Source organism: Promicromonospora xylanilytica, from assembly GCF_054782895.1.
The window spans coordinates 723,062-747,217 of record NZ_BAAGRP010000007.1; the positions used below are offsets into that span (position 1 = coordinate 723,062).

The following is a 24,156-nucleotide window of genomic DNA, read 5'->3' on the forward strand; positions in this document are numbered from 1 at the left end:
CGATCGATCCGGCCGATGTCGGTACAGTGTTCCGATCCACCTGCCGCCTGGCTAGCAGTATCTATCGATGACCTACATCAGCAAAAGCGAACCAGACGGACATATGCCCAGGTCATCGACGTGTTGCGTGATACACCGTCGGGCCCGGGAGGCCGGCCCGACCGGGTCCGGTGAGCCGGTCGCGGCCAGCTCCCGGGGCCGGGGGCCGTCGCATTCGACAGCGATCAGAAGATCGGAAGAAATCAATGTCAAGAACATCGGCCAACCTCACCTTGAGCCAGGTCAGGTATTTCGTGAGAGTTGCCGAGCTGGGGTCCATCACCAAGACCGCGGAAGAGTTGTTCGTCGCCCAGTCGGCAATCTCCACGTCCATCGCGAACCTGGAGAACAACGTCGGCTGCAGACTGTTCGTCAGGCAGCGCTCCCGGGGGGTCGTGCTGACGGAACAGGGGCGTAGCTTCTACACGACCGCGCAGGAGATCCTGCGGGCCGTGGACGAGGCGCTCGACTCGCTCACCCCGGAACGAGTCTCGGGACCACTGGTCGCCGGCTGCTTCACGACGCTTGCGCCGTACTGGCTGCCCGAGGTCTACGAGCACCTGACAGGGACATTCCCCGACATGACGGTGCGCATCAGGGAGGTCCGGGGCGAAGAGGTGGAGCAGCTGCTGCTCCAGCGTGACCTCGAGGCTGTGCTCACCTACGGCTTCGACTACGGGCCCAGCATCGGTTTCGAGCATCTGACGGAGGCCCCGCTCTACGCCGCCGTGGCCGAGCACAGCCATCTCGCCGGACGAGAGTCGGTCTCCTTGGAGGAGCTCGCCACCGAGCCGCTGGTGCTGCTCAACATGGCCAAGAGCACGAGCTACTTTCTCTCGCTGTTCCACACCGCCCACCTCCGGCCCACGGTCCATGAACGGTTCGAGAGCCTGGAGGTCGTCCGGGCCATGGTCGGTCGCGGACATGGTTACACGATCCTCAACCAGCGACCGGTGCACGACCTGACCAACGACGGCAACCGGATCGTCCGGCTGCCCATCACCGGCGTGCGGTCGCACCTCCAGGTCGGCGTGGCCTACCGGGCGGGCGAACAGCTGTCGCGCAAGGGCAGCGAGTTCGTCGAGGCATGCCGCACCGTCCTGTCTCGGGGCGAGGCGGCCGACCAGGGCTGAGCCCGGTCAGGCGCGCTGGTCCGCGAAGTACTCCAGGGCCGTCAGCGCGAGTGCGACAGCGCCGTCCGTGGTCGCCTTGTCCGCCACTTCCCCGACGCACCGCTGCGCGAACTCCGGTTGGTGGTTGGCGACCGGGTAGCAGCCGAGCCCGATGTAGGGGTGGATGGCCGGGACCACCTGGGACACGTTGCCCATGTCTGTCGAGGCCCGGTTCATCGTGGCGTGCGCCGCGGGGGCGTCGAATCGTCGGCCGAGCGCCTCCGCGTGCTTCACGTAGAGCTCCAGTGCACGGCGCTCGGTACGAAACTGCGAGTACGGCGCCGACTCCGGCGTGATGGTCAGCTCGCATCCCGTGGCGAGCGCACCGGCTTCGAAGCACCGCTCGACGCGCGCCTGAAGGGCCGCGAGCTCGTCCAGGGTCTCCGTACGCACGTACCAGCGGCCCTCGGTCCGCTCCGGGATCGCGTTCGGTGCCTCGCCTCCTCGCGTCTGCACTCCGTGGACCCTGGTCCCGGCCGGCAGCTGCTGCCGCAGCAGGCCCAACGCCACCTGACTGATCACGAAGGCGTCGTTGGCGTTGACGCCCTGCTCGGGATAGGCGCCCGCGTGCGCGGCCCTGCCACGAAACTCAATGTGGCTGTGCGACACCGCGTAGGGCCGGGCCTCGGCCGAGTCGACCGGGCTCGGATGCGCCATCATCGCCAGGTCAAGGCCGACGAAGCCTCCTCGGTCGAGCAGCTCGATCTTGCCCCCGCCGCCCTCCTCGGCCGGCGTGCCGTACAACTCGATCGTCAGGTCCCGCTCCTCGGCGAACTGTGCCAGGGCGATCGCCGCGCCCACTGAGATGGCGGTGATGATGTTGTGCCCGCATGCGTGGCCAAGACCCGGCAGAGCGTCGTACTCGGCCATGAGGCCGACCCGTCGCCGCCCGGTGCCTGCTACGGCCCTGATCGCGGTCGGCAGGCCGAGGTAGGCCTCGGTGACCGCGAACCCGTGCCGAGCGAGCGTGTCCGCCGTCCACCGCGCGGCGCGATACTCCTGCCAGCCGAGCTCGGGGCTGGCGTGGATCCGCTCGGAGAGCTCGATGAGCTCTCCCGCATGCTCGGCGATGGCGGCGGTCACGCGCTCCCGGTCGAACCGACCCAGACCATCAGCGATCGTCACCCGGCACCTCGTATCCGACCGAGGAGGCAGGGTCCAGCCCGCGCACGACGTAGTCCCACCGCTGCGGCAACCAGAGCTCGAGGACTCGCTCGAGCTCGCCGACCGGGTCGTCGTGCCAGTCCACGCGGAGATCGGTGTCTCGCCAGCCGTGCCCGGAGACCACTGCGACAGCGGCCGAGCGAACGGGGCCGGCCTCACCGCCGGCGTCCAGGCCGGCCCGCAGAGCAACGACGAGGCGGGACTCCAGCTCCCCGTCGCTGCTCTCGAAGGCATCGCGGACCGCTCCGGGCACCCGGTCGGCGGCCAGCATGTTGCCCGCGCTGACGCAGTGCCGGCCGGCGCTCTCGCCGTGCGTGCCCAACGTCCGGGAACCGCTGTGCACGGCCGACCGGCCGTGGGCGTCGAGCACGACGAGCTGTCGGTACTCCATGTTCTCTCGCGCTGCGAGGGTCTGCCGCAAGGCCTGCTCGGCCGTCGCACCGTCCGCCAGCAGGGACAGCACGATGTCCCCCAGCCTCGGGTCGGTGATGTTCTGCGAGCTCACCGCGCCGACGCCGTCGCGCAGGTGGATGCAGCGCGCGCCGACAGCCGGCGACGACGAGGAGACCGCGATGCCAAGGCGGCCGTTGCCGTCGGTCCCGACGATGCTGAACGTCATGCCTTCCCCGTCTCGGTCAGCACGGCGGTGGCATCGATCTCGACGAGCCACTCGGGCCGTGCGAGGGCGTCGACCACGATGCCCGTCGACACAGGGTGCACGCCCTTCAGCCAGGCTCCCATGGTCCGGTAGACCGTCTCGCGGTAGCGGATGTCGGTGAGGTACACCACGACTTTGACGATGTCCTGCATGGAGCCGCCGGCCTCTTGCATGAGCATGGCGATGTTGCCCATGGCCTTCTCGGTCTGCGCCTGGACGTCCCCGATGCCCACCGACTCGCGGGTGTCCAGGTCCTGTCCGATCTGCCCGCGCAGGTAGACGACCCCGTTGGCGACAACGGCCTGGCACAGGTCGTTGTCGATGTTCTGATCGGGGTAGGTCTCTCGTGTGTTGAAGGGACGGATCCTGGTGTGGTTCATCAGTGGTTCCTCCGGTGGCCGTCGGCGCTCTCGTTCGGGTGCGGGTCGAAGCCGGGCCGGTAGGCCTGGTACCCGCGCTGGATGGCGATGTGGTCCGCGAGGTGTCTGGCGTCGTGCCAGACACCCCAGATGAAGCTCGAGCCGCGGCGGGACTGCCAAGGCAGGCCCAGGAAGTAGACGCCGGGCTCCGCCGACACCCCGCGCTGGTGCCGTGGCCGCCCATCGGCGTCGAACGCGTCCACCTGCAGCCACCCGTAGTCGGTCGAGAATCCCGTGGCCCAGACGATCGACGTCAGACCGGCCTGCGCCAGGTCGAGGCTCGTGACCGGGTCGCTCAGGCAGTCCGGGTCGGGGCCCAAGTGGCGGGCGTCCGGCTCCTCCGGCAGGTCCAGTCCGTTGCGCTCGGCGAAGGCATCGGCCTCGTCGAGGAGCCGAAGGTAGCCGGCATCGCCGCCGGCGATGTTCTGTCGCAGATCGTCCTCGAAGCGCAGCACTCCGTCGTCGTAGGCGACGGTGCGCCCGACCAGGCCGATGCCGCTCCCGGCGAGGGCGCGAAAGTCGACGGTGTTCCCGCCGCCGGCACCGCTGACCGCGATGGTCACGTGCTCGGCGCCCTGCGGTGGGGTCGCCGCGTCCCACTTGTTCAGGACACCCAGCCACCACACGAAGTCTCGACCCCGGTAGCTGCGCGGCGGACGGTCGTGCGGGCCGACTGACAGGTAGACCTTTCGCCCGGACCTGCGCAGCTCCTCGGCAATCTGCACCCCGGAGGAGCCGGCGCCCACCACCAGGGTGGCGCCCTGCGGCAGCTGGCCCGGGTTGCGGTAGTCGTTGGAGTGGATCTGATGAAGGCCGCATCCGTCCGGGACGATGTCCGGAATCATCGGTCGCTGGAAGGGGCCGGTGGCCGCGACGACATGGCGTGCGGTCAGGTCTCCGGCGGACGTCTCGACGAGGAATCCAGCTCTCCCGCTCTGCTTGCGCACCGCCGTCACCTCGACGCCGCAGCGGATCGGCGCCTCGATCATCTTCGCGTACGTGACGAAGTAGTCCGCGACCTGATCCTTCGTGGCGAATCCGTCCGGGGCGACGTCGTCGAACGCCATTCCCGGGAAGCGATCGTGCCAGGCCGGACCGTTCGCGACGAGAGAGTCCCAGCGCGCCGACCGCCAGCGTCCCGCGACGCGATCACGCTCCACGACGACGTGCGGAACACCGTCCCGGCTCAGATGCTCGCTCATGGCCACGCCGGCCTGACCGGCGCCCACGACGAGCACCTCGGTCTCCTGTTCCAGCATGTGACCTCCCGTTCCTGGCTGTGTCAAGTTCCCCGCTCCGCAGCCGTGGTCAGCACCGGAGAGGTCGAGACAGTCTTGGATCGGGGCCGGCCACAGTTCAAATAGCCGATTTCGGGGTGGGAGATCGACCCAACAGATACTTGGGTTCCGTGGAGACGGTAGGGAGGACCGACACCCTCATAGCCGGAGCGTCGCCACTTCTCCAGGTGTGCACCGAGAGCCCCAGCAGCTCCGCGGCCTGCCCGGGCGTGAGGTAGCCCGCCGTCGGGAGGCTGGTGTGCAGCGGCGACTGCGGTGGAACGGCGCGGGCGGTTCATACACATCAGGTGCACAGACCGTCCCGTGCCCGGATGCCCCCTGATGCTTCGGGCATGCTGTACCCGGCAACGAACTCGCGAAAACTTGTCCAATTCGCGTCACGCCAAGGTGTCACGAACGGGTTCTTGCAAGTCAGAGGCTCGTTACCCAGATGGGAAGTACTTCTCCGTGTGACTTCTGGGGTGGTGGCCGTTCGACCAGGTCAAGCCCGTTCTTGTGCCACGACCACGCGCTTCTGCCGCCCCGCGGGCTGCCTCCGGTCGTCTTGAACCCACGGGTCACCCCGGTGACCTGAGCGTCCGAGACGACCGGAGGCGGGTCAGTACAGGCCGAGCGATGCGGCGCATGCGGGCCACTGGCCCCAGCCGGACTGCTGCTGGAGTGCCTGGGCACGCATCGTCTGCTCGGCGGCAGAGGCATCAGAGGGAAGACCGGAGCCGCCCATCGCCTCCCAGGTGGGCAGGGAGAACTGGTAGAGCCCGTAGTAGCCGTTGCCGGTGTTGGTGGTCGGGTCACCGCCCGACTCGCATTCCGCGAGGGCGGCCCAGACGCCGCTGGTCGCGACCGCTGGGGCATCCGGCTCCGGCGCGGGCTCCTCGGCCTCCCGCGGTTCCGGCTCCGGTTCCGGTGCCGGTGCTGGTTCCGCTGCCGGTTCCGGCTCCGGTTCGGGCTCGGGCTCGGGGCGCGGCTTGGTGCCGTACACGGTCACCTCGTCGACCGGCTTGCGCTCGACCGTCGAGGACAGCTTGTCCCTGTCCACGACCTTGCCATCGACCCGGGTGACGTCCCACTCCGTGACGCGCTTGCCCGCCACGCCCTCGGTGGCCAGGTACGGGTCGAGATCCTCGAAGCGGTCCGGGTCCTGAGCCGTGACCCTGTCGAACGGCAACCGGGTCACGGTCCGTTCGACCGAGGTCTCGACCTGTTCGACGACGACGGTGAGTGTCGGCGCACCCGGGTTGATCGCCGGCGCGCCCGGGCCGGCCGGCAGTCCGCGCTCGACGGTGACCTTGTCGTCCGCGTCGACCGTGACGCCGTTCTCGGCGAGCAGGTCGTCGAGCTCCGCGGCGCCGAAGGCCACCTGCTGCGCCTTCCCACCGACCACCAGGTTCACCGGGCTGTCGGCGTCGAGCCGCATCGGGAGCGTCACCCGGCCGCCGGACCGGGACGGGACCAGGGCGACGTCGCCGGCACGCTCGGAGAGCGTGGCGAGCGCCTGGTCGGCGTCGAGCGCGGCGACCCAGGCGGTCCGACGCTCGCCGTCGGCCTGGAGGGTGACCTGATGGCCGTAGCGGACGACGACCATGCCGCCGTCCCGTAGGGCGCCGTCGGTGCCGGATGTCACGGCGTCCCGGTTGGTGACCTCGACGCCCTCGTCGACCAGGAGATCGGCGACGTCGCCCTGGAGGGTCTCGACGGTCGTGACCTTGCCGTCCACGTCGAGCGTGACGCTCTTGTGGGCAGAGGCAAATGCGGTGATGCCGCCGGCACCGACCACCGCGACGACAGCGGCCCCGGCAAGGAAGGCGGCCCTGCGGTGACGCCGGGGAGTCGTGGAACCGGATGGCGGCGGAGGTGAGGGGGGTTCGGCCGCTGGGGCGACCGCTGCGGGCGGTGGGCCGAGATCGCTGTTGCCGACGCTGTCGTGGGCCTCAGGGTTGGTGGGCTGATCACTGGGGGCACCCTGAGCCGGGTGGGGAGATGTCACGCGGGTCCAGTCCTGGCAAGTTCCGGGCACGGGGGCCGGGGCGACACGAGTCTCACGTGCCTCCCGCGCTGGGCGCGGGCCCGGCCAGCCGATCCGGCGGTCTCAGCGACCGTAACCCTGCCGTTACCAAATGCAAGCCTGTTCGACAATCAACCCTGCAAAGAGCCTGAAGCGTTGGGCAATATCCCAAATGTTCCAGGGTGAAAAGAGGCGTCACCCGCACCCGGCGGGATGATCCAGTCCTTGGCGCATGCCCGGGCGGGCGACACGGTCGCGTGACCGACGCATCTCGTGAGGACGAGATACCCCGCGGGGATCACGAGATCGGTCCCCCGTGACTCATCCAGTAGTCGATCGCATCAGGCAGTGGACGGTCCCTCATCTCGCTGGGGACGCCGAGCTGCATGACCTGCTCCGGGGCGTCGGCGAAGGTGGACCACACCGGTAGTCCCGCCCCGTTGGGATCACCGGTCCGGACGAAGTTGAGCCAGTAGCCGCTGAGGTGGTCACGCAGCAGGTGGTCGGCCTCGCCGTAGTCCGCCGGGCCGTCCGCGCCCAGGTTGTCGAAGGCGTACATGAGCTCCGCGCCGTGGTACGCCCCGTACTCCTCCAGGCCCTCACCCGGCGGGGTGTGCGTGAAGAAGTACAGGTAGGCGGGCGCCTGGCCGCTCTGCGTCTGCAGCCGCGCCCAGCGGTACATAGCGCGAGTGAACGCACGGTCGGTCTGGGCCTGCAGCATCGAGTCGAGTGCCTGCTCCTCGGTCTCGCCGGGGTACAGGTCGAGAAACGCCGCCAGGTCCTCGCCATGGTCCTCCTGCGCCGTCGCGCGGTACTCCGCGGGAGTCACCGGCTCCGGAGGGAAGGCCCTGATCAGGGAGTCCTCGTCAGCGTTGCTGCCCACCATCGTCGGGACGTCGAGCTGGTCGCCCGCCGTGTAGATGTCCGCCGGGCTCCGGCCCAGGACGTACCCGTCGACGGAAGGCCGCCAGTGCGGTCCGATGGTCGCGGCGGCCTCGATGATCCGGTCGACGGGCAGTTCCCGCATCTCCGCGACGGTGCCCACGCCCAGCTCCTTGGCCAGACGCTCGCCGGCGTCCTCCGCGACCGCACGCGAGTCGCTCTGGTCGCCGTCCTCGGTGTTCCCCTCTGTGCCCATGCAGGCGCCGCTGCTGCCGATGATGCCGTCGACCAGCCCTTCGGCCAGGGGTGTCGCCCCCAGGATGCACACGCTCTCGCCGCCCGCGGACTCACCTGCGATCGTGACGCGGTCCGGGTCGCCACCGAAAGCGGCGATGTTCTGCCGGACCCACTCCAGAGCCGCTATCTGGTCCAGGATCCCGTAGTTGCCCGACGCGCCGTAGGACGACTCGGCGGCCAGCTCCGGGTGGGAGAGGAACCCCATGACACCCAGCCGGTAGTTGATCGTGATCACGATCGCCTCTCCGGTGGAAGCCAGCGCCTCGCCGTCGTACAGGGACAGGGCCCCCGATCCGGTGGCGAAGCCGCCACCCGGGACGTAGACGAGTACGGGCAGCTCGGCGGACGCGGGCCGCGTGGCGCGCCAGATGTTGAGGTAGAGGCTGTCTTCGCTGACCGGGTAGGGGTTGAGGAACGTGTCCTCCAGGGGGATGTCGAGGGTCTGGGACAGCGCCCGGGTGGCGAAGGTCGTCGTGGCCTGCACCGGCGCCGCCGAGAAGCGGTCGGCGACGAGCACCCCGGACCGCGGCTCGAGGGGTCGCGGCGCGTGCCACCGCAGGTCGCCGACCGGAGGCTGGGCATACGGCACCCCTGCGAAGATCTCGACCGTGCCTGCATCGTTGCGCACGCCGGTCACCGGGCCTTCCACCGTCTCGACCGGCTGCGTCGCCTCCCGCTCCGCGCCTCCTGCGACCCGCAGCTGCGGCCCCGGATGGGCGATCACGACCGTTCCGGCCACGACGGCGCCTGCCACCAGCCACGCGCCTGCTCGGAGCGCGACGCCACGCCGCAGCCACCAGGGGGCGGAGACAGCCAGCGCGACCAGGAGCACCGCGACCAGGCCCCAGCCCCACCACGGTGTCTTGTTCAGCCAGCCGAGCACCAGCACGAGCGCGACCAGGAGGACGAGCGGCACCCAGAACCAGGCGGAGCGTCGCGAGGGACCGGAGCGGGGCCTGCGAGGGGTCACCTGCGTAGTCATTTCCACGATGTATTCCTTGTCTTGCTTCTTCATCATCCCGTGCGCGGGATGAGGAGGGCTCACGATCTCCGGATGGGCGCTTCGTCGTGGTCAGGTATGCGGAGCAGCCGGGTGCGCCATACCGCACTTACCGGTTCACAGCACGGTGCGGCTATCCGCGCGGCAGGACGGCGGCGGCGACGATGACGTTGTTCACGATGGCTGCGGTAACGGTGCGCGCCACGGCCTGTGCCGCAGCGTCCGCTCCCCAGTTGCCGTTCTTGAGTTCTTCGGCGCGAGCGATGACCGGAGACGTCCATGGGATATCGCGGTCGAACTGAGGCAGAGTCCCGCTGCCATAAAGGAGCGCTGCAAGCGCCGCGGTGCGTTCCGTGGGCTCCGCACCGTCGACGAGCACGGTGCGGACCGCGGCAAGCAGGCCGTCACGGCGACCGAGGTCTCCCTCCTGGAGCACTGTGGTCTCGAACAGGCCGAGTGCCTTCTGTGTGCGGCGGCGGAGGTCTCCACGTTCGACGAGTCGGTCCAGCAACGGTTCACGCAAGGCGGGTCCCGTCGCGGCGAGGACCGTCTGCACGCCTCGCGACTTGCGGGCGACGTACTCCCAGCTCGAACGAAGCAGCGGGTCGGACGGAGGGTTGTCGGCGACGGCCCTTACGGTCATCGTGCCGATCCGCGTGGTGCCGGTTCGAACATGGCCGCCGAGGCCGAGGTCTGCCAGCACTGCGCCGGCGAGCACCCAGTAGAGCGTGGCCTCGCCGGCGATGCTCCCGGCACCCCCCTGCCGACCAGAACTTGGCTGGAAGAGAAGCAGGAGAAGGTCCTCCGCCAAGATCCGGGGCCGGAGAGTGCCAGGGCCGCTCGAGCCAGTCGCAGGCGCGGGTCGCTGCTCAGTCATTGCTCGATCCCTTCCAGTTGTTCTCGGGCAGGTCCTCTTCCTGCCCACCGGGCAGCTGTTCACGTGCGAGCGCGTTGGCGCGACTGAGGACGTCCAGCTGAGCCGGGTTGTACAGCTCAGCCACCGCCTCCGCGAACGTCTCGGCCGTGACGAGCACGTTCTTGGAGAGGTGTGCGGCAGGATCGGTCAACCACGGATAGTCGATGAAGTTCTGTCTGAGAGTCCTCGCGAGCCGCTCGGCGAGCGCCCGCCGTGTCTCCTCGTCCGCATCGGCGGGAAGCTGGTCGATGTCAGCGCTGAGATTGTCGGAGTCAGCCTCAGCCATCCTCTGCACATCGGCGAGGGCTTCCTCGTCGTACAGCTGCGTGTAGATGTGGATCATCGAGCTGTCCGCCTCGGACAGCCGCGATGCCACGGAAGCGAACCCTGCCGGCGCGTGCGCGGGAGACTCTTCCCGGAGGATTGCGGCGATCTCCCCTCGGGCCTTCGTCAAGCGTTCGATGCTCGCCCGGAGCTCGGCGTCGAGGTCACGGAGAGCGTCCGGTACGTGCTCGGCGCCTGCGCCGACATCGCCGATCCCTGAGAGCGGCACGCCCAGGTCGGCGAGGCGTCGAATCCGAAGGAGACTCACGAGGTGCCCGACCTCGTACAGCTTGTATCCATTGGAGCGACGCTCAGGTTCGTCGAGCAGCCCGACACGGTGATAGTGACGAACAGTGTTCACCGTTGTTCCCGCCAGGTCTGCTAGCTCGCGAGTACTCCACGGCATATCTTGTCCTCTCCGCGCTCACGGAGCGCTCGTACGACCCCACTCCGCCTCGAAACGGGACAGTCATGCGTCGACCGTCTGTGCCAGCAGAAGCTATGTGGTCGCCACCGGGTCAAGGGAGCGGACATCCGATCAGGTCGGATGTCCGCTATGTCACCCCTGATCGGCCTGACGTCGGGATGGCACCGCGGTTCGGAGCTCGTGCTCGTGCTCCGCGGCGAGGTCCTTGTTCGCGGCGGCGCCCCGAAGCATGACCAGAGCCCAGATCGCAGCAAGTACCATCACCCCGGCGCCTGCGGCACCGGTGATCGTGATCGCGTCGGTGAAGGCGGCCTTGGCGATCTCGAGCACGGCTGCACCCGTGCTGCCGCCGACCTCGGTGGCCACCAGCAGCGCCTCCGCCATCGTCGAGGACGCCCGCTCGGCATGACCCGACGTCAGAGCGAGCGCGTCGGTTCCGGCGGCGACGACCCTGGTGTACCAGGAGACGAGGACCCCGCCCAGCACCGCCGTACCCAGTGTCGTGCCGATCTCGTACGCCGTCTCCGACGTGGCGGCGGCCTGTCCGGCGCGTTCGGGCCTGACGGAGCTCATGATGATGTCGTTGCTCAGAGCCAGTCCCATGCCCGCTCCGAGCGCGACCAGCGCGAGCGCGGTCGCGATCAGGACAGGGCTGGACGTCGGCGTCAGGAAGATGGTCAGCCCGAAGCCGACGGCTGCGATCAGGAGCCCGACGGTGATGACGTAGGCGGGCAGGATGCGTTTGACCAGCACCGCCGCGAGGAACGCTGCGATCGTGGCGAAGATCGCCTGGGGGATCAGCCAGACGGACGCTTGGAGCGGGTTGAGGCCCAGGACGAGCTGGAGATGCTGGACGAGAGCGACCAGCGCACCGACCATGGCGAAGATCGACAGGAGATCGGCGATGACTGCGCCTCGGAAGTACCGCACCTTGAACAGCCGGACGTCCATCAGCGGTGTGGGGAGCCTCAGCTGCCTGCGCACGAACAGGACGATGGCGGTGAGGCCGATGACAAGCGCTGCCATCGCGAGTCCGACGTCCTTGCCGCCCGTGAGTGACTTGACGGCATAGACCACACCGACCATTCCGGCGAAGGACAGGACGACGCTGGGGATATCGATCCTGCGCAGCGCTGGGTTGCGGCTCTCGGGCAAGAGGATCGGGCCGAGGATGAGCAGGAGCAGCATGACCGGGATGTTCAGCAGGAACGCGGCCTGCCAGCTGAAGGTCTCGATGACCCAGCCCCCGAGGATGGGTCCTACGGCCGCGCCGGCCGATGCCATCGCTGCCCACACGGCCATCGCGTACCGGCGCTGCTGCCGGTCGAGGAACATGTTGCGCACGAGCGACAGCGTCGAGGGCATCATGATCGCGCCGCCGACGCCCAGCAGCGCACGGGCGCCGATCAGCATCCATGGCGCCGTGGCAAGGGCGCCGGCCATCGAGGCGGCCGCGAAGATGACTGCTCCGATGAGCAGGTTCCTCCGTCGGCCGAACCGGTCACCCACGGTGCTCATCGCCACCAGCAGACCGGCGAGGACGAGTGAGTAGATGTCGATCATCCACAGCTGCTCGATGCCGGTGGGGCGCAGTTCGGCAGAGATGGCGGGCAGGCCAAGGATCAGAACCGTGCTGTCGATCGTGATCAGCAGCAAGGGCAGCACCAGCACGGCAAGACCGGCCCAGCTCTTGGCTGTGGCCTGAGGAGGGGATGAGTTGTTCACGAGGTTCCCATCAGAGAGATCTGTACCCGGAGCTTGAGTGTACGGACCATTTGGTCGGTAGTGCAACCCCGACAGTCGTTATAGCCGCACAGATGCTCTGACCAGGGCCGTTCGCGGGCACGCCGCATCGGCCCACGGCGACGAGTGGGCATGGGGACGGCCACCAGGACGCGGCCGGCGGCCGGCCGGCAGAAGAAGTCGCTCAGTCGATGTACTACCGGCGCCGGTACGCGGCCTCACCGAGACCCGGTGCCCCCACGGGCGGCACGACGCCGTGCCGACCGGCCGGCACGACGCCGTGCCAGCGAGGTTGCCGAGGGGTCAGAGCGGCTCGCTGAACGTTCCGTTGGTGGCGAGGTCGAGCAGGAGGCGACGGGCCGTCGCGATGCTCGCTTCGTCCTCTTCCCCCTGCAGCGCTGCGGCGGCGACACCCTCAGCGGCCCGGCGAACGATCTGGATCAGCTCGGGGCTGAGGCCGTCCATGGCGAGCTGCTCGCTCCACCATGCGTTGTGCTCGTCGACGACCTCGGCGACCCCGGGGATCGCACGCAGGCCGTTCCAGGTCGACGCGGCCGTGAAGTTCCGCGCGGCCACGGCTTCGGCGCTGCCCGCGAAGAGCGCTCGCACGTACGCGCGGAGCATCTTCCCGGGATAGTTCTCCGACAGGTCGAGACCGGCGTACACCGCGGCTCGGAACTGTCCGAACATGTCCTCGACGACGGCGATCACCAGCTGGTCCCGGTTGCCGAAGTGGTGGATCAGACCGCTCTTGGACACACCGGCGATCGAGGCGACCTCGGCCAGCGTGACAGCCGTGCCCCTTTCGAGAATCAGCTGAGTCGCGGCGTCCAGGACCGCACGACGCGTCCGTTCCGTGTTGCGCGTCTGCCGCACCTCGGCCATGGAGTCCACCTGACTGTCATCGATCGAACTGACCAGATGGTCGATACTACGGCACTACGGTCGTGGGCACGAAGGAGCGCGGGCCGCGGCGACGCACGAGGTAGCTGCGGGGTTGACCCTGTTCCAGGAACACGGCCTCTACTACGGGTGATGTCGGCGAACCGAGCCGACCGTAGAGAGGGACGCTTCAATGACCGCCATCGAGGACCTTGTACGGAACTTCCAGGAGCTTGTGTCTCAGGTGCCTGAGCTCCTCCAACCGTTCGTCATCATGCTCGCCGCCGCGGTCCCGTTCATCGAGGGGGAGGTTGCGGCGCTGATCGGCGTCTCTGGCGGGCTCATCCAGTCATCACGGCCATAGCTGCCGCATCGGACAACTTCATCTGCGTGCTGTTCGTGGTGTTTCTCAGCTCCCGGGCACGTACCGCGGTGATGGATCGGAAGGGTCCGCGTGGCCCGGCCAAGCCCGAGTCGAAGGGACAGCGGAAGTTCAAGAGGTGGCTCGTGCGATTCGGCGTGCCCGGAGCGAGCATCCTCGGCCCGCTGGCGATTCCGACCCAGTTCACGTCCGCGCTGCTCGTCGCCGGCGGAACGCCACGGGGCTGGGTGCTGCTGTGGCAGGGCGTGGCGATCGTCCTCTGGACGACTGTCTCGACAGTTTCGATGTGGGCCGCACTGACCTTCGTCGTCGGCGTGTAGCGCACGAACCCTGTACGGGCCTCTCGCTTGACCGTGTGCAGACAACATGGTTTTCACTGCGATCATGCACACAAACTCTGGCACGACGGCCTTGCGCGTCCGCCCTCGGGTCTGGCTGGGCCTCTCGGCATTTGTCGCCTATCTGGCGGTCTTCTACGCCATCTGGATCGTCAACGGAATCGACTACGCGCGTGTCGGGGAGAGCGAGGACACGCTGCTGCGCTGGTACGTGGCGCCTCTCGCCGGTGGTCTCGTCGTTCTTTTGATCGTCATCTCGATCTTCGGATGGTGGCGACCATCGCTACGGGAGACGAGGCGGCTCCCGAGAGGTGCCGCCGTGGTGCCGGCCATCATGGCCGCGGTCGCAATCCTCAATCTGGTGTTCGGCGAGTTCTCGCGGGTGACGATGACGATGTGGATCTTCCTCGTCGTCGGCAGCGTCCTGGTCGGGTTCAACGAAGAGGTGGTCGCGCGCGGCCAGCTCTTCGTCGCGCTGCGCAGTCGATTTGGCGAAGTAGGAGTCTGGCTCCTCTCCACCACATTGTTCTCGCTGCTGCACCTGCCCAACTTCTTCTTCGGGATCGGTGCGCTCGCGTTCCTCCAGGTCGTCATCCAGTTCGGGCTCGGATCCGTCTACTACCTGGCATTCCGCTCGACGGGGTCGCTGGTTCCGGCCATGCTCCTGCACGGCCTGTGGGACTTCTCGACGTTCTCGTCGAGCCTTCCCTACGCCGGACTTGTTGCCCCGTTCCTTGGGATCGCAGGCGTTGTCGTAGCCGTGGTGCTCCTGGTGAAGGAACGGAGGCGGAACCCGAGCGAGCCCGATCCGCTGCAGCAGGTCACCTCCTGACGCGGAAGCGTTGTCGGCCTGAGGGGGGCGTGTCACGCCGTCGCCGCACCAGGCGAGCGGCGCCACGCCCCGACCTCATCACCTCTTCGACCGCGACCCGGGCCCTCGCTCAGATCTGGTTGGTGCCGCCGTCGACGTAGAGGTTCGAGCCGACGACATAGCTGCTCTGTTCCGAGGCGAGGAACGCCACCGCTGCGGCAGCCTCCTCAGGCTGCCCCATGCGACCCTTGGGTACCGTCGCGGCGACGTGGTCCTTCATGGCCCGGGCAGTCTCCTCGTCCCCGAACGAGGCGGTGCCTCCGGGGGTCTCGATCCACGCCGGCGAGACCACGTTGACGCGGATGCCCCGGCCCTTGAGCTCGGTGGACCACGTCCGCGCGAACGACCGCACCGCCGCCTTCGACGCGGAATAGGCGCCGAACGCGTCCATGCCACGGTCGGCGGCCGTGGACCCGGTCAGGACCACCGATGCGCTCTCGTTGAGCAGCGGCAGCGCCTTCTGCACCGTGAACAGCGTTCCCCGGACGTTGATCCCGAAGGTCTGGTCGAAGTGCTCCTCGGTGGTCTGCTCCAGCGTCACGAACGCACCGATCGCCGCGTTCGCCACCAGCACGTCCAACCCCTTGCCCCGCGCCCGGACGACGTCATAGAGCCGGTCCAGATCCTCCAGGTTCGAGATGTCACCCGCCACTCCCGTGGCCTGCTCCACCCCGATGGTCTTGACAGCGCTCTCCAGCTCGGCCTCACGTCGCCCTGTGACGAACACATATGCACCCTCGTGCGCCAGCCGCACGGCGACCGCCAGACCGATCCCGCTGCTACCGCCGGTCACGACCGCCGTCTTGCCCTCGAGCTGTCCCATGTGACTCTCTCCGTTGCTCTCTCGATGCCGATCCGACGACATCGATCCTGCACAGGGGCCGAGGTATCCTCCATAACGGATAGTCCACAATTCCTTATTGATAGTCCAGGAGAGCGTTGCTCGGTTTCAACGATCCAGTGGCGGACGCGATCGGCCTGCTCAAGCCCCGCACAGTGGTCGGGCCCAACCTCCGGGCCGTGGGCGAGTGGGCGTTGCGCTTCGACACGTTCTTGCACGTGCGGATCGGCGGCCTCGTGCGCGGCACGTGCTGGTTGGTCCTCGAAGGGCACGAGCCGGTGCTCCTGCATGAAGGTGACACCTTCATGCTGGGCAACCCCCCGCCCTACGTGCTGGCCAGCACGCTCGACGCCAGCCCGCGGCCCGCGGAGCGGGTGTTCACGGGAGCCGACGACGGGTTCGTGCGGATCGGCCAGGAGTCCGAGGACGACCTCTATCTCTGCGTCGGGCACATCGCGTTCGACGACAGCAACGCGGCCCTTCTGACCGACCTGCTCCCGCCGCTCGTGATCGTCCGGGCGGCTGACCCTCGTGGCCTGGAGCTCGGGCAGCTGATCGCACTCCTGGCGACCGAGGTCGGGGTCGACGCCGCCGGCGGCCCGCTGGTGCAGAACCACCTCGCGCAGGTCCTGCTCGTGCACATGCTGCGCGCTCACGCCGGCCAGACAGACCGGCCCACCGGCTGGCTCGGCGCACTGAACGAGGACGGCATCGGTACCGCCCTGCGGGCCGTGCACGCGGACGTGGCTCGCTCCTGGAGCCTCAAGGAGCTCGCCGAGATCAGCCACATGTCGCGCTCGGCGTTCGCCCGGGCCTTCAAGGACCACGTCGGTGTCCCGCCGCTGGAGTACCTGATCCAATGGCGCATGGCCCTCGCCCGCGACGCCCTCGCCCGCGACACGCTCTCGATCTCCGAGCTCGCACGAGCCACGGGCTACCAGTCCGAGAGTGCGTTCAGCACCGCGTTCCGTCGCGTGGTCGGCTCATCACCCACGAAGTTCCGCAACCAAGCCCGGACACCGAAGCAGGCATCTCCCGCTCCGCGGTGAGCCTCATCCACGGTGGGAGGCGGGATGCGAACGGAGCTCACGATGGTTGTCACTGGCTGACAGATCGAAAGTCGGTTCCCTGACCAGCGATCGATCAGGTACCGCCGCCTCGATGAACATCCGAAACCAGGAGGAAAGCCCATGGACGACACGGACCTCAAGTCGTTGCTCGACACGGCCCGGACGGTCGCCGTCGTCGGGCTCTCCACCAATCCCGAGAAACCCTCCGTCGCGGTGGCGAAAGTATTGCTCGACGCCGGCTACGACGTGATCCCGGTACATCCGACCGCCACACAGATCCTCGGGCGGAAGGCATACCCGGCCCTGGCCGACATACCTGTCCCGGTCGACATCGTCGACGTGTTCCGGCCCGCGCACGAAGCGCCGGCCATCGCCCGTCAGTCGGTCGATATCGGTGCGAGCACCCTGTGGCTGCAGCTCGGGCTGACCTCCGACGAGGCTCGCGAGACGGCCGAGGGCGCGGGCCTCCGTTACGTCGAGGACACCTGCATCGGGGAGACGACGCTACGGCTCGGGAACACGGCGAGCTCCGCACCTCGACCGTGAGCATGACGTCACGACATGGAGCACGCGCGAACCAGCCGATCTCGCGGGCCCCGGCGCACGCCTGACGGAGTCCGATCGTGCCCTCATCCATGTCTGGGTTCTCCGGTGAGCACCCCGGTCACGAGCAGCGCGGCCATGCGGGCGGCGTCGTAGTGGGGGTCGTTGGCGCCACCGATGCAGAGGTTGCCGATGCCGCGCATGAGCATGTACCCGGAAACCCGCCCGGAGTCGCCTGGTTCGAGCGCGGCGTCGAGCAGGGCGTCGCACACCGGGACGAGCCGGTCGACGAAGTACTGATGCAGCGTGTTCACGCCCTCCGTGTCGGACCCGAACACACCAGCGAGCCCATGCTTGGTCACGAGGAAGTCGACGAAGCCCGCGGCCCATCGTTGGAGGGCGACTCCGGGGTCGCCGGACTCGCGCAGGAGTGAGGGGCCCGCTTCGGCCAGCGCTTCCACCTGGTGCTGGTACACCGCCGCCACCAACGCGGGACGCGTCGGGAAGTGCCGGTAGATCGTCCCCATGCCCACCCCCGCACGTTCGGCGATCAGCCGGACCGGCGCGTCCACGCCGTTCGTCACGAAGACAGCGGCGGCGGCCTCGAGCAGGGCCTGCTCGTTGCGCCTGGCATCGCTGCGCTTCAGGCGCGGAGTCGAGTCGGTGGAGTTGTCAGTGGGGCCAGCGGTCGTCATGGGGAAGCCTTCGTCGATACTTGCCAACCGGAGCGGCGCTCCGTATTGTTTCGGAGCGGCGCTCCGCTTCCATTCTGGTCGGCGGAGGCCTCGACCGCAAAGGACGAGCGATCTCCCATGAGTGGTACTCCTGCAACGACCGACACCCCGATCATCCATGCCCTCGACGACCTCGTGGGGGTCGGAGACCAGGTCGTCTCGGTCGCCCCTGTGCGCCTGGACGCGCCGGGCCGCGCGCTCCCGCTCGACGTGCGTGTCTCTGCCCCCGTGACCGGGCAGCACCTGCCGGTGCTGCTGTTCTCGCACGGCAACGGGTGGTCCCTCGACGGATACGCACCCCTGACGGCCTTCTGGGCGTCTCGTGGGTTCGTCGTCGTCCAACCGACGCACCTCGACTCCCGTCGCGACGGCATCGGGTTCGACCACCCCGGGTTCGGCGAGGTCTGGACCGAACGGCATGCCGATCTCGTGCGGACCATGGACCAGCTCGAGACGATCGAACGTGCGGTGCCGGGCCTTGCCGGGCGGGTCGACCGGGACCAGGTCGTCGCGGCCGGACACTCCTGGGGCGCCCAGACCGTGCAGATGCTGCTCGGTGCCCGCGTTCTCGACAGCAAGGGCAAGGCCGGCCAGGACTACGCGGACCGGCGGGTGCAGGCCGGCGTGCTGCTGGCCGCGACCGGGATCGGGGGCGCAGGGCTGCACCCGTTCGCCCAGGAGCACTTCCCGTTCATGAACCCGTCGTTCACTGAGCTGACCACGCCCACGCTCGTGGTGGCCGGCGACCACGACCAGTCGAAGATGTCCGACCGCGGCCCGGACTGGTTCACCGACGCCTACGCCCACAGCCCGGGTGCCACCGACCTGTTGACCCTGTTCGGCGCCGAGCACTCCCTGGGCGGCATCCCGAACTGGGAAGCTGCCGAGACCACCGACGAGAACCCGGAGCGGGTCGCGGTCCTGCAGCGACTGACCACCGCCTACCTGCGCAGCACCCTGGACCCGGCCGACACAGGTTGGGCGAAGGCCACCGCAGCAATGGCCGAGACCGGTGCGGCACTCGGCCGTATCGACAGCAAGTAGTCCGGACCACGTAGTACCTTTGCAACGGTCACCACCAGGATGAGCAGTACCTCTCCGTGGGACGTCCGGGGTGGTGGCGCTCGAACCCGATCACCGCCCCGTCACGACGAGCTTCGTGATCGCCAGGAGCTCCCGCACGTAGTCGACCGGGACCTGGTACCACGGGGTGTCCGCGTGGGCATGGGTGCTGCCGATTCCTGCTCCCTGAGCGATCTCGCCGGCCCGGAACACGTGGTATTCGCTCGTGATGAAGGCCGTCGTGTAGCCCGCGTCGAGGCGCGCGTCCAGGAGGACCTTCGCGCGGACGAAGTTCTCGTAGGTGCTGGTCGACCGGTCCTCCCGGACGATCCGGCCCTCCGCGACCCCGTGCGCGACCAGGTACCGCTCCATCGCGAGCGCTTCGGCGATGGTCTCCCCGGGCCCCTGGCCACCGGTGACGACGACGACGGCGTCCGGGTTCGCGGTGGAGTACTCGACAGCCACGTCCAGCCGGGAGCGGAGCGACGGCGTCACCTCGTCGCCCTTCAGCGCCGTCCCGAGGACGATGACGGCATCCTCCCGGTGCGAGACGGTGTCCGCCCGGCCGAGCAACGCGATGGACGCGAAGAGGAGGAGCGACAGCGCAGTGCCGACCAGGACGAGGATCCGCACCCAGCCGATCAGCCGTTTCGTACGGGCCCGGATCCCGCCCCGGTAGAGACCGCACCACAGGTAGAGGACGCCGAGCAGGAACGTCGCGACAACGCCGGAGCTGAAGCCGCTCGTGAACGACACGATCAAGGGATCAAGGATCAGGACCGCTCCGACGGGGACCCAGAGAATCGCGCGCATGACGTCGGTCATCTCCACGGTCGCATCCTGGCACGGCCCAGCCGGGACCGGGCCCGGCCCGCACCTTGGTCCGCTCATCCATCCGCACGGCCTTGGCACTGGTCACCGCGGTGCCGCAGCCGTCACGGACGAAGGTGCAGTTCACTTCCGTCGAGCAGCGCGACGAGTGTCCGCGCCCTACCCGCCCGGGATCGGTGGCTGCCACGTGGTGCTCATCGGACGGCCTGGATGACCCCGCTGATGACGAGTGCTGTGAGGGTGGTCCACGCGACGATGGCGACGGCCTGCCAGATCAGGATGCGGGCCTTGCCGACGCCGGATGCGGCGAGCATGGTGGCGGTGAAGTGGGTAGGCAGCAGGAGGGGGCCGAGCAGGCTCACGCCGGGGACGCCGTAGCGCTCGTAGGCGCGCTGGAACTTCGCCCGGCGAGCGGCGCTGCGAGCGCCGTCGGCCTTCCCGCCCGGGGGGACCTCCAGCGTGGACCCGGCGGGTACCGGCGCGCCGTCGCGGGCCAGGACCTTCTCGCGGTGCCGGGTCACGACGGCGTTGCGTGCGCCGGAGCTGAGCAGCACCAGGGCCGCCACGACGAGGAAGTTGCCGGCCATCGCGGCGATGGCGGCGACGACGGGCGGCATACCACCGAGGATGCCGATCGCCGCGCCGCCCTCACCCTCGACGAACGGGATGGCGCCGGCGAGCGCGACGACGAGTGGCTGGACGAGCTCGGGCACCTGTCCGAGGAGGTTCTGGAGGATTTCGACGAGGTCCATGGTGTGCTCCCGTGGTTGTGGCTGGCTGTGGGCTTCGGGGTGGTCCCCGGTGCTGCCCCCAGTCCACCGCCTGGGGACGCCGCACAGAAGTGCCGGCCTGTCACCGCCTTCCGGATGCTTCGCACACCCCACCCGTGACATGTGTCATGCCGCGGCCTGAGCGGATCAGCAGCCCGACGCGCCACGGCACCTGTCGCGCAGGTCAGCCGTGGCGCGTGCCGGTCAGCGGGTCTCGGTCGTCGCGTCCTGGAACGCTGCCCCGGACCCGTCACCGTCGTCGGGGACCCACCGCAGCACATCGCCCGGCTGACAACCGAGGGCCTTGCAGATCGCGTCGAGCGTCGAGAACCGGACCGCCTTCGCACGGCCGTTCTTCAGCACCGACACGTTGGCAGGGCTCAGACCGATCGCGTCGGCGAAGTCGCCGACCGACATCTTCCGCTTGGCCAGGAGCACGTCGATCTCGACGACGATCGCCATCAGAGCACGCCATCCAGCTCGGTCTGCGCGTCCGTCGCCCGCTCGATGAGCCGATGGGTCACGAACACGACCCCGAGCAGCGCGACCCCGACCACGGACCCCAGGCCGCTGGCCATCCACAGCCCCAGGTCCCCCATGTCGTCGGGCATCGGGATGCCCACGAACGTCAGGTACAGGAAGAAGCCGCCGGTGAGCAGCGTCGCGACCCCGATCGCCGCGCCGATCGTCACGACCCAGCGCCGCGTGCCCGGCCGGAAGAAGACGCCCGTCTGGGCGCGGAACACGAGGGCCCAGAGGGCCGCGAGCGCCACCTGCGCGCACGCGATGAACGCGATCCCGACGGTCAGGAGCGGGACGCGGTAGGGCTCGTACGCGGGAAAGTGCCTGACCTCGTCGGCGGCGATCCCAGGAAGGATCACGACCTGGGCGAACAGGCTGAGGGCGATACCGCCGAGGATCAGTGCCGTGAGCATGGCGAAGACGATGCGATTCATACAGCGATTATCACTGGGTATCGCTCGATAATCAAGCGATTAGCGACGAGATTCGATCGATACCCCGACCAGCAGCGGTACTACGAGCGTGTCCGAGCCTCGAAGTCAGGCCCCGTGATCACGGCAACGATCCTCGTCCCGGCGGGGAGTACGCCCCGAGCCGCCAGGTCGTAGATGCCGTACATCATCTTCGCCACGTACACCCGGTCCAGGCGCAGCCCGTGGCGGGACTCGAAGTCGTCGATGAACGCGACCAGCTCTGGCTTCGACCTGGCATACCCGCCGAAGTGGTAGCCGGTCTCGATCCCCCAGCTCCCGGTCGCCTCCCCCAGCGCGGCACGCTGGAGCGCGGCGACGTCGTCGGACAGGAAGTCCCCGCCCTTGAGCGAGGAGAAGCCGACCGCCCGCTGCCCGGGCGCCAGCCCGGCGGCGATACCCGCCAGGGTCCCGCCGGTACCGACGCCGCAGCAGATGACGTCGAACCCGTCACTGATCTCGCCCACCAGCTCCGCGCAGCCACGCACGGCCAAGGCGTTGCTGCCACCCTCGGGCACCAGATAGAAGTCGCCGAACCGATCGTGCAGCCGGTCGATCACGTCCGGGTCGGTCTTGCGCCGGTACGTCTGACGATCCAGATACGTCAGGCGCATGCCGTGGTCGGCCGCGAACCGCAGTGACGCGTTCAGCGGGTCGTGCGCCTCGCCCCGGACCACGCCGACCGTCTCGAACCCGAACAGCGCTCCCGCGGCGGCCACGGCCCGGATGTGGTTGGAGTAGGCACCGCCGAACGTCAACAGCCGGGCAGCGCCGGCGGACTGCGCGGCTGCCAGGTTGTACTTCAGCTTGCGCCACTTGTTGCCCGGCAGGTCCGGGTGGATCAGGTCGTCCCGCTTGAGCAGCAGGCGCACGCCAGCTGCGGCGAGACGCTGGTCGTCGAGCACCTCGACCGGTGACGGGAGCAGCAGCGCGGGCACGTCGGCAGTCTGGCACGCACCCCGTCAGGTTGACCGGGGCACACAGACTTCCCGCGGGACAGGGATGGCCGACCTGCCGCACAGCCGCGCGGCGCTGGCATGCTGTACCCATGCCCAAGACACTGCCCACTGGCCCCACCGTGATCACCGACGACAGCGAGGTGCGCTTCGTCGCCGGGACCGACCAGTTCGCCATGCGCCTCAAGGACGGCCACCTGCACGTGCGCGCCATCGACACCAGCGGCGACGAGGCCCAGCTCGCCGTGATCCCGACGTCGCGCAGCACCGTCAACCTGCAGATCGAACGCCGGGCTGCCCCCGGGCCGGTGAACGTGGAAGGGCCGACGCTGCGCTGAGCGTCCCCGGCATCGATCCTGAGTGGATGCGCCGCTTGAAGCACGGTTACACCAACCACACCGTCGGGGACGGGACCGTGGTGGAGAAGACCTATGCGGGCCCCGAGGCTCCGTCCCGGCTCGCTCGCGAGCACGACCTGCTGACCCGACTCGACGGCATCGTGCCCGTGCCGCCGGTACGTGCGGTCAGAGCCGGCACCCTGACGCTCGGCTTCGTGGCCGGCGTGCAGGGTCAGGAACTACTGGACGACGGGCACTCGGATGCCGTGATGACGACGTGCGGCCGGGTGCTCCGGCGCATCCACGACGCACCGCCGGACCTGCTCGGCCCGGAGCCTCTCCCGCCGGGCAAGGTGCTGGTGCACGGCGACTTCGGCCCGAACAACGTGCTGCTCGATCCAGGGACGTTCGAAGCCACCGCTGTGCTCGACTGGGAGTTCGCGCACCTCGGTGACCCGGTCGAGGACCTGGCCTGGTGCGAGTGGATCGTGCGGATGCACCACCCCGACCGACGCCGCGCGATCGACCACTTCTTCCGCGCCTACGGCGGTGACGTGCCGAGCTGGCACGACCGGCGCGCGGTCATGGTCGCCGGGTGCGAGTCGCTCGAGGAGTTCTGTCGGCGCTGGGAGCCCGACGGGCCGGGAGTGCGGCAGTGGCAGCAGCGTGCAGCGGCGACAGCGGACTGGCAGGAGTAGCTCGGCCACCCAACCGGCTCGTACGCCCGGCGTCGTACTCGGGCGATCGGTGGGCCGCCGGACGACGTAGCGAAGGTGCCGCCGGCCGCCGGATCCCCCACGCTCGTCGGTCCGGGATATTTCCAGGTGGACGAGCGCCTGCTACGTGCTGGCGCTCGCTCCGTTCGCGGCCTGGCTGGCCGTCGCCGTGCTACGGCCTACCCGGCGTCCGGTCATGGACTTCCTCGCACTCGGGCTCTTGTACGGTGTGTCGCTCGTCCTGGTCCACCAGGTGCTGTGGGACGTGGGCCCGTCGCTGGGCCACAACCCTCCGGACGCCGCTGTCACCTTCGCGCGCTCGGTGGACCCTGCGCTCTACGACCTGGCGCTGCGGGCCTACACCAGCATGGTCGCCATCGGCATCGGGCTCGGGGCCGGCCTGGTCATCGCGGCTGCGGCCGCGGTCGCGTCTGCGGTCCGGTCACGCAGGGAGCGCGGGGCGCCGTGAGACCACCGCAGTGGGAC

The 24,156-nt window shown here is 68.9% G+C and carries 27 protein-coding genes; 10 read left to right on the forward strand and 17 right to left on the reverse strand.

Features of this window, described 5'->3' with window-relative positions; genetic code table 11:
- Positions 1–245 precede the first annotated feature (245 nt).
- On the forward strand, positions 246–1,172 hold the full coding sequence (locus ACYVK7_RS11060; RefSeq protein ID WP_460887729.1) for a LysR family transcriptional regulator: 927 nt from the start codon (positions 246–248) through the stop codon (positions 1,170–1,172).
- A gap of 6 nt (positions 1,173–1,178) precedes the next feature.
- Here ACYVK7_RS11060 and ACYVK7_RS11065 read toward each other — a convergent pair whose 3' ends face one another.
- The 10 genes from ACYVK7_RS11065 to ACYVK7_RS11110 all read right to left on the reverse strand — a co-directional run bounded on the left by ACYVK7_RS11065 (position 1,179) and on the right by ACYVK7_RS11110 (position 13,229).
- The gene (locus ACYVK7_RS11065; RefSeq protein WP_460887930.1) at positions 1,179–2,318 is read right to left on the reverse strand and encodes a M20 family metallopeptidase; all 1,140 of its coding nucleotides are present in this window, start codon (positions 2,316–2,318) and stop codon (positions 1,179–1,181) included.
- A gap of 4 nt (positions 2,319–2,322) precedes the next feature.
- Positions 2,323–2,994 (reverse strand): DUF1028 domain-containing protein, encoded by a 672-nt coding sequence (locus tag ACYVK7_RS11070; protein ID WP_460887730.1) that lies wholly within the window; start codon positions 2,992–2,994, stop codon positions 2,323–2,325.
- Entirely contained in the window at positions 2,991–3,413 is a 423-nt protein-coding gene (locus ACYVK7_RS11075) for a RidA family protein (protein WP_460887731.1), read from the reverse strand. Before ACYVK7_RS11075 ends, ACYVK7_RS11070 begins: the two co-directional genes overlap by 4 nt.
- A complete protein-coding gene (locus ACYVK7_RS11080; protein WP_460887732.1) occupies positions 3,413–4,711 on the reverse strand; it encodes a flavin-containing monooxygenase in 1,299 nt (432 codons plus the stop codon). The genes ACYVK7_RS11075 and ACYVK7_RS11080 overlap by 1 nt, the downstream gene beginning before the upstream one ends.
- 637 nt (positions 4,712–5,348) lie before the next feature.
- Positions 5,349–6,527: a transglycosylase family protein gene (locus ACYVK7_RS11085; RefSeq protein ID WP_460887733.1), complete on the reverse strand. Its 1,179-nt coding sequence runs from the start codon at positions 6,525–6,527 to the stop codon at positions 5,349–5,351.
- Positions 6,528–7,053: 526 nt separating this feature from the next.
- Positions 7,054–8,916: a carboxylesterase/lipase family protein gene (locus tag ACYVK7_RS11090; protein WP_460887931.1), complete on the reverse strand. Its 1,863-nt coding sequence runs from the start codon at positions 8,914–8,916 to the stop codon at positions 7,054–7,056.
- A 151-nt stretch (positions 8,917–9,067) separates the two neighbouring features.
- Positions 9,068–9,811 carry a GOLPH3/VPS74 family protein gene (locus ACYVK7_RS11095; RefSeq protein ID WP_460887734.1) on the reverse strand — a complete coding sequence of 248 codons (744 nt, stop codon included), beginning with the start codon at positions 9,809–9,811 and terminating at the stop codon, positions 9,068–9,070.
- Positions 9,804–10,580, reverse strand: a complete 777-nt coding sequence (locus tag ACYVK7_RS11100) for a helix-turn-helix domain-containing protein (protein ID WP_460887735.1) — start codon at positions 10,578–10,580, stop codon at positions 9,804–9,806. The genes ACYVK7_RS11095 and ACYVK7_RS11100 overlap by 8 nt, the downstream gene beginning before the upstream one ends.
- Positions 10,581–10,733: 153 nt before the next feature.
- Positions 10,734–12,326 carry an MFS transporter gene (locus ACYVK7_RS11105; protein WP_460887736.1) on the reverse strand — a complete coding sequence of 531 codons (1,593 nt, stop codon included), beginning with the start codon at positions 12,324–12,326 and terminating at the stop codon, positions 10,734–10,736.
- Positions 12,327–12,647: 321 nt separating this feature from the next.
- On the reverse strand, positions 12,648–13,229 hold the full coding sequence (locus tag ACYVK7_RS11110; RefSeq protein ID WP_460887737.1) for a TetR/AcrR family transcriptional regulator: 582 nt from the start codon (positions 13,227–13,229) through the stop codon (positions 12,648–12,650).
- 190 nt (positions 13,230–13,419) lie between these two features.
- On the opposite strand from ACYVK7_RS11110, the gene ACYVK7_RS11115 reads away from it, so the two are divergent.
- From ACYVK7_RS11115 to ACYVK7_RS11125, 3 genes are all read left to right on the forward strand, one after another.
- Positions 13,420–13,590, forward strand: a complete 171-nt coding sequence (locus tag ACYVK7_RS11115) for a hypothetical protein (protein ID WP_460887738.1) — start codon at positions 13,420–13,422, stop codon at positions 13,588–13,590.
- 26 nt (positions 13,591–13,616) lie between these two features.
- On the forward strand, positions 13,617–13,928 hold the full coding sequence (locus tag ACYVK7_RS11120) for a hypothetical protein (RefSeq protein WP_460887739.1): 312 nt from the start codon (positions 13,617–13,619) through the stop codon (positions 13,926–13,928).
- Between the two features lie 64 nt (positions 13,929–13,992).
- Positions 13,993–14,778 carry a CPBP family intramembrane glutamic endopeptidase gene (locus ACYVK7_RS11125; protein ID WP_460887740.1) on the forward strand — a complete coding sequence of 262 codons (786 nt, stop codon included), beginning with the start codon at positions 13,993–13,995 and terminating at the stop codon, positions 14,776–14,778.
- 109 nt (positions 14,779–14,887) lie between these two features.
- On the opposite strand, the gene ACYVK7_RS11130 is transcribed toward ACYVK7_RS11125, so the two are convergent.
- Entirely contained in the window at positions 14,888–15,640 is a 753-nt protein-coding gene (locus tag ACYVK7_RS11130) for an SDR family NAD(P)-dependent oxidoreductase (protein ID WP_460887741.1), read from the reverse strand.
- A 137-nt stretch (positions 15,641–15,777) separates the two neighbouring features.
- Here ACYVK7_RS11130 and ACYVK7_RS11135 point away from each other — a divergent pair, with 137 nt between their 5' ends.
- Both ACYVK7_RS11135 and ACYVK7_RS11140 read left to right on the forward strand, forming a co-directional pair.
- Positions 15,778–16,707: an AraC family transcriptional regulator gene (locus ACYVK7_RS11135; protein WP_460887742.1), complete on the forward strand. Its 930-nt coding sequence runs from the start codon at positions 15,778–15,780 to the stop codon at positions 16,705–16,707.
- A gap of 141 nt (positions 16,708–16,848) precedes the next feature.
- Positions 16,849–17,274 (forward strand): CoA-binding protein, encoded by a 426-nt coding sequence (locus tag ACYVK7_RS11140; protein WP_460887743.1) that lies wholly within the window; start codon positions 16,849–16,851, stop codon positions 17,272–17,274.
- An 83-nt stretch (positions 17,275–17,357) separates the two neighbouring features.
- Here ACYVK7_RS11140 and ACYVK7_RS11145 read toward each other — a convergent pair whose 3' ends face one another.
- Positions 17,358–17,966 (reverse strand): TetR/AcrR family transcriptional regulator, encoded by a 609-nt coding sequence (locus ACYVK7_RS11145; protein ID WP_460887744.1) that lies wholly within the window; start codon positions 17,964–17,966, stop codon positions 17,358–17,360.
- Positions 17,967–18,083: 117 nt separating this feature from the next.
- Between ACYVK7_RS11145 and ACYVK7_RS11150 the strand changes: the two genes are divergently transcribed.
- Positions 18,084–19,049, forward strand: a complete 966-nt coding sequence (locus ACYVK7_RS11150) for an alpha/beta hydrolase family protein (protein ID WP_460887745.1) — start codon at positions 18,084–18,086, stop codon at positions 19,047–19,049.
- 90 nt (positions 19,050–19,139) lie between these two features.
- Here ACYVK7_RS11150 and ACYVK7_RS11155 read toward each other — a convergent pair whose 3' ends face one another.
- The 5 genes from ACYVK7_RS11155 to ACYVK7_RS11175 form a co-directional block, all read right to left on the reverse strand.
- Entirely contained in the window at positions 19,140–19,892 is a 753-nt protein-coding gene (locus ACYVK7_RS11155) for a YdcF family protein (RefSeq protein ID WP_460887932.1), read from the reverse strand.
- A gap of 200 nt (positions 19,893–20,092) precedes the next feature.
- Entirely contained in the window at positions 20,093–20,650 is a 558-nt protein-coding gene (locus ACYVK7_RS11160) for a small multidrug efflux protein (RefSeq protein WP_460887746.1), read from the reverse strand.
- Between the two features lie 222 nt (positions 20,651–20,872).
- Positions 20,873–21,130, reverse strand: a complete 258-nt coding sequence (locus ACYVK7_RS11165; protein WP_460887747.1) for a helix-turn-helix domain-containing protein — start codon at positions 21,128–21,130, stop codon at positions 20,873–20,875.
- Positions 21,130–21,624: a DUF2975 domain-containing protein gene (locus tag ACYVK7_RS11170; protein WP_460887748.1), complete on the reverse strand. Its 495-nt coding sequence runs from the start codon at positions 21,622–21,624 to the stop codon at positions 21,130–21,132. The genes ACYVK7_RS11165 and ACYVK7_RS11170 overlap by 1 nt, the downstream gene beginning before the upstream one ends.
- A gap of 80 nt (positions 21,625–21,704) precedes the next feature.
- Positions 21,705–22,598: a 1-aminocyclopropane-1-carboxylate deaminase/D-cysteine desulfhydrase gene (locus tag ACYVK7_RS11175; RefSeq protein WP_460887749.1), complete on the reverse strand. Its 894-nt coding sequence runs from the start codon at positions 22,596–22,598 to the stop codon at positions 21,705–21,707.
- Positions 22,599–22,708: 110 nt separating this feature from the next.
- Here ACYVK7_RS11175 and ACYVK7_RS11180 point away from each other — a divergent pair, with 110 nt between their 5' ends.
- The 3 genes from ACYVK7_RS11180 to ACYVK7_RS11190 all read left to right on the forward strand — a co-directional run bounded on the left by ACYVK7_RS11180 (position 22,709) and on the right by ACYVK7_RS11190 (position 24,139).
- A complete protein-coding gene (locus ACYVK7_RS11180) occupies positions 22,709–22,954 on the forward strand; it encodes a hypothetical protein (protein ID WP_460887750.1) in 246 nt (81 codons plus the stop codon).
- A 26-nt stretch (positions 22,955–22,980) separates the two neighbouring features.
- Complete coding sequence (locus ACYVK7_RS11185; RefSeq protein WP_460887751.1) at positions 22,981–23,652, forward strand: phosphotransferase family protein; 672 nt, start codon at positions 22,981–22,983, stop codon at positions 23,650–23,652.
- Between the two features lie 145 nt (positions 23,653–23,797).
- Complete coding sequence (locus ACYVK7_RS11190) at positions 23,798–24,139, forward strand: hypothetical protein (RefSeq protein WP_460887752.1); 342 nt, start codon at positions 23,798–23,800, stop codon at positions 24,137–24,139.
- Positions 24,140–24,156: the final 17 nt, after the last annotated feature.

Bases quoted from the DNA above. Each gene is read 5' to 3' on its own strand.
- ACYVK7_RS11060 (WP_460887729.1), top strand. From the start codon at position 246: ATGTCAAGAACATCGGCCAACCTCACCTTGAGCCAGGTCAGGTATTTC.
- ACYVK7_RS11070 (WP_460887730.1), bottom strand. From the start codon at position 2,994: ATGACGTTCAGCATCGTCGGGACCGACGGCAACGGCCGCCTTGGCATC.
- ACYVK7_RS11075 (WP_460887731.1), bottom strand. From the start codon at position 3,413: ATGAACCACACCAGGATCCGTCCCTTCAACACACGAGAGACCTACCCC.
- ACYVK7_RS11080 (WP_460887732.1), bottom strand. From the start codon at position 4,711: ATGCTGGAACAGGAGACCGAGGTGCTCGTCGTGGGCGCCGGTCAGGCC.
- ACYVK7_RS11090 (WP_460887931.1), bottom strand. From the start codon at position 8,916: ATGACTACGCAGGTGACCCCTCGCAGGCCCCGCTCCGGTCCCTCGCGA.
- ACYVK7_RS11095 (WP_460887734.1), bottom strand. From the start codon at position 9,811: ATGACTGAGCAGCGACCCGCGCCTGCGACTGGCTCGAGCGGCCCTGGC.
- ACYVK7_RS11100 (WP_460887735.1), bottom strand. From the start codon at position 10,580: ATGCCGTGGAGTACTCGCGAGCTAGCAGACCTGGCGGGAACAACGGTG.
- ACYVK7_RS11110 (WP_460887737.1), bottom strand. From the start codon at position 13,229: ATGGCCGAGGTGCGGCAGACGCGCAACACGGAACGGACGCGTCGTGCG.
- ACYVK7_RS11115 (WP_460887738.1), top strand. From the start codon at position 13,420: ATGACCGCCATCGAGGACCTTGTACGGAACTTCCAGGAGCTTGTGTCT.
- ACYVK7_RS11125 (WP_460887740.1), top strand. From the start codon at position 13,993: ATGCACACAAACTCTGGCACGACGGCCTTGCGCGTCCGCCCTCGGGTC.
- ACYVK7_RS11130 (WP_460887741.1), bottom strand. From the start codon at position 15,640: ATGGGACAGCTCGAGGGCAAGACGGCGGTCGTGACCGGCGGTAGCAGC.
- ACYVK7_RS11140 (WP_460887743.1), top strand. From the start codon at position 16,849: ATGGACGACACGGACCTCAAGTCGTTGCTCGACACGGCCCGGACGGTC.
- ACYVK7_RS11145 (WP_460887744.1), bottom strand. From the start codon at position 17,966: ATGACGACCGCTGGCCCCACTGACAACTCCACCGACTCGACTCCGCGC.
- ACYVK7_RS11150 (WP_460887745.1), top strand. From the start codon at position 18,084: ATGAGTGGTACTCCTGCAACGACCGACACCCCGATCATCCATGCCCTC.
- ACYVK7_RS11155 (WP_460887932.1), bottom strand. From the start codon at position 19,892: ATGACCGACGTCATGCGCGCGATTCTCTGGGTCCCCGTCGGAGCGGTC.
- ACYVK7_RS11160 (WP_460887746.1), bottom strand. From the start codon at position 20,650: ATGGACCTCGTCGAAATCCTCCAGAACCTCCTCGGACAGGTGCCCGAG.
- ACYVK7_RS11165 (WP_460887747.1), bottom strand. From the start codon at position 21,130: ATGGCGATCGTCGTCGAGATCGACGTGCTCCTGGCCAAGCGGAAGATG.
- ACYVK7_RS11170 (WP_460887748.1), bottom strand. From the start codon at position 21,624: ATGAATCGCATCGTCTTCGCCATGCTCACGGCACTGATCCTCGGCGGT.
- ACYVK7_RS11180 (WP_460887750.1), top strand. From the start codon at position 22,709: ATGCCCAAGACACTGCCCACTGGCCCCACCGTGATCACCGACGACAGC.
- ACYVK7_RS11185 (WP_460887751.1), top strand. From the start codon at position 22,981: ATGCGCCGCTTGAAGCACGGTTACACCAACCACACCGTCGGGGACGGG.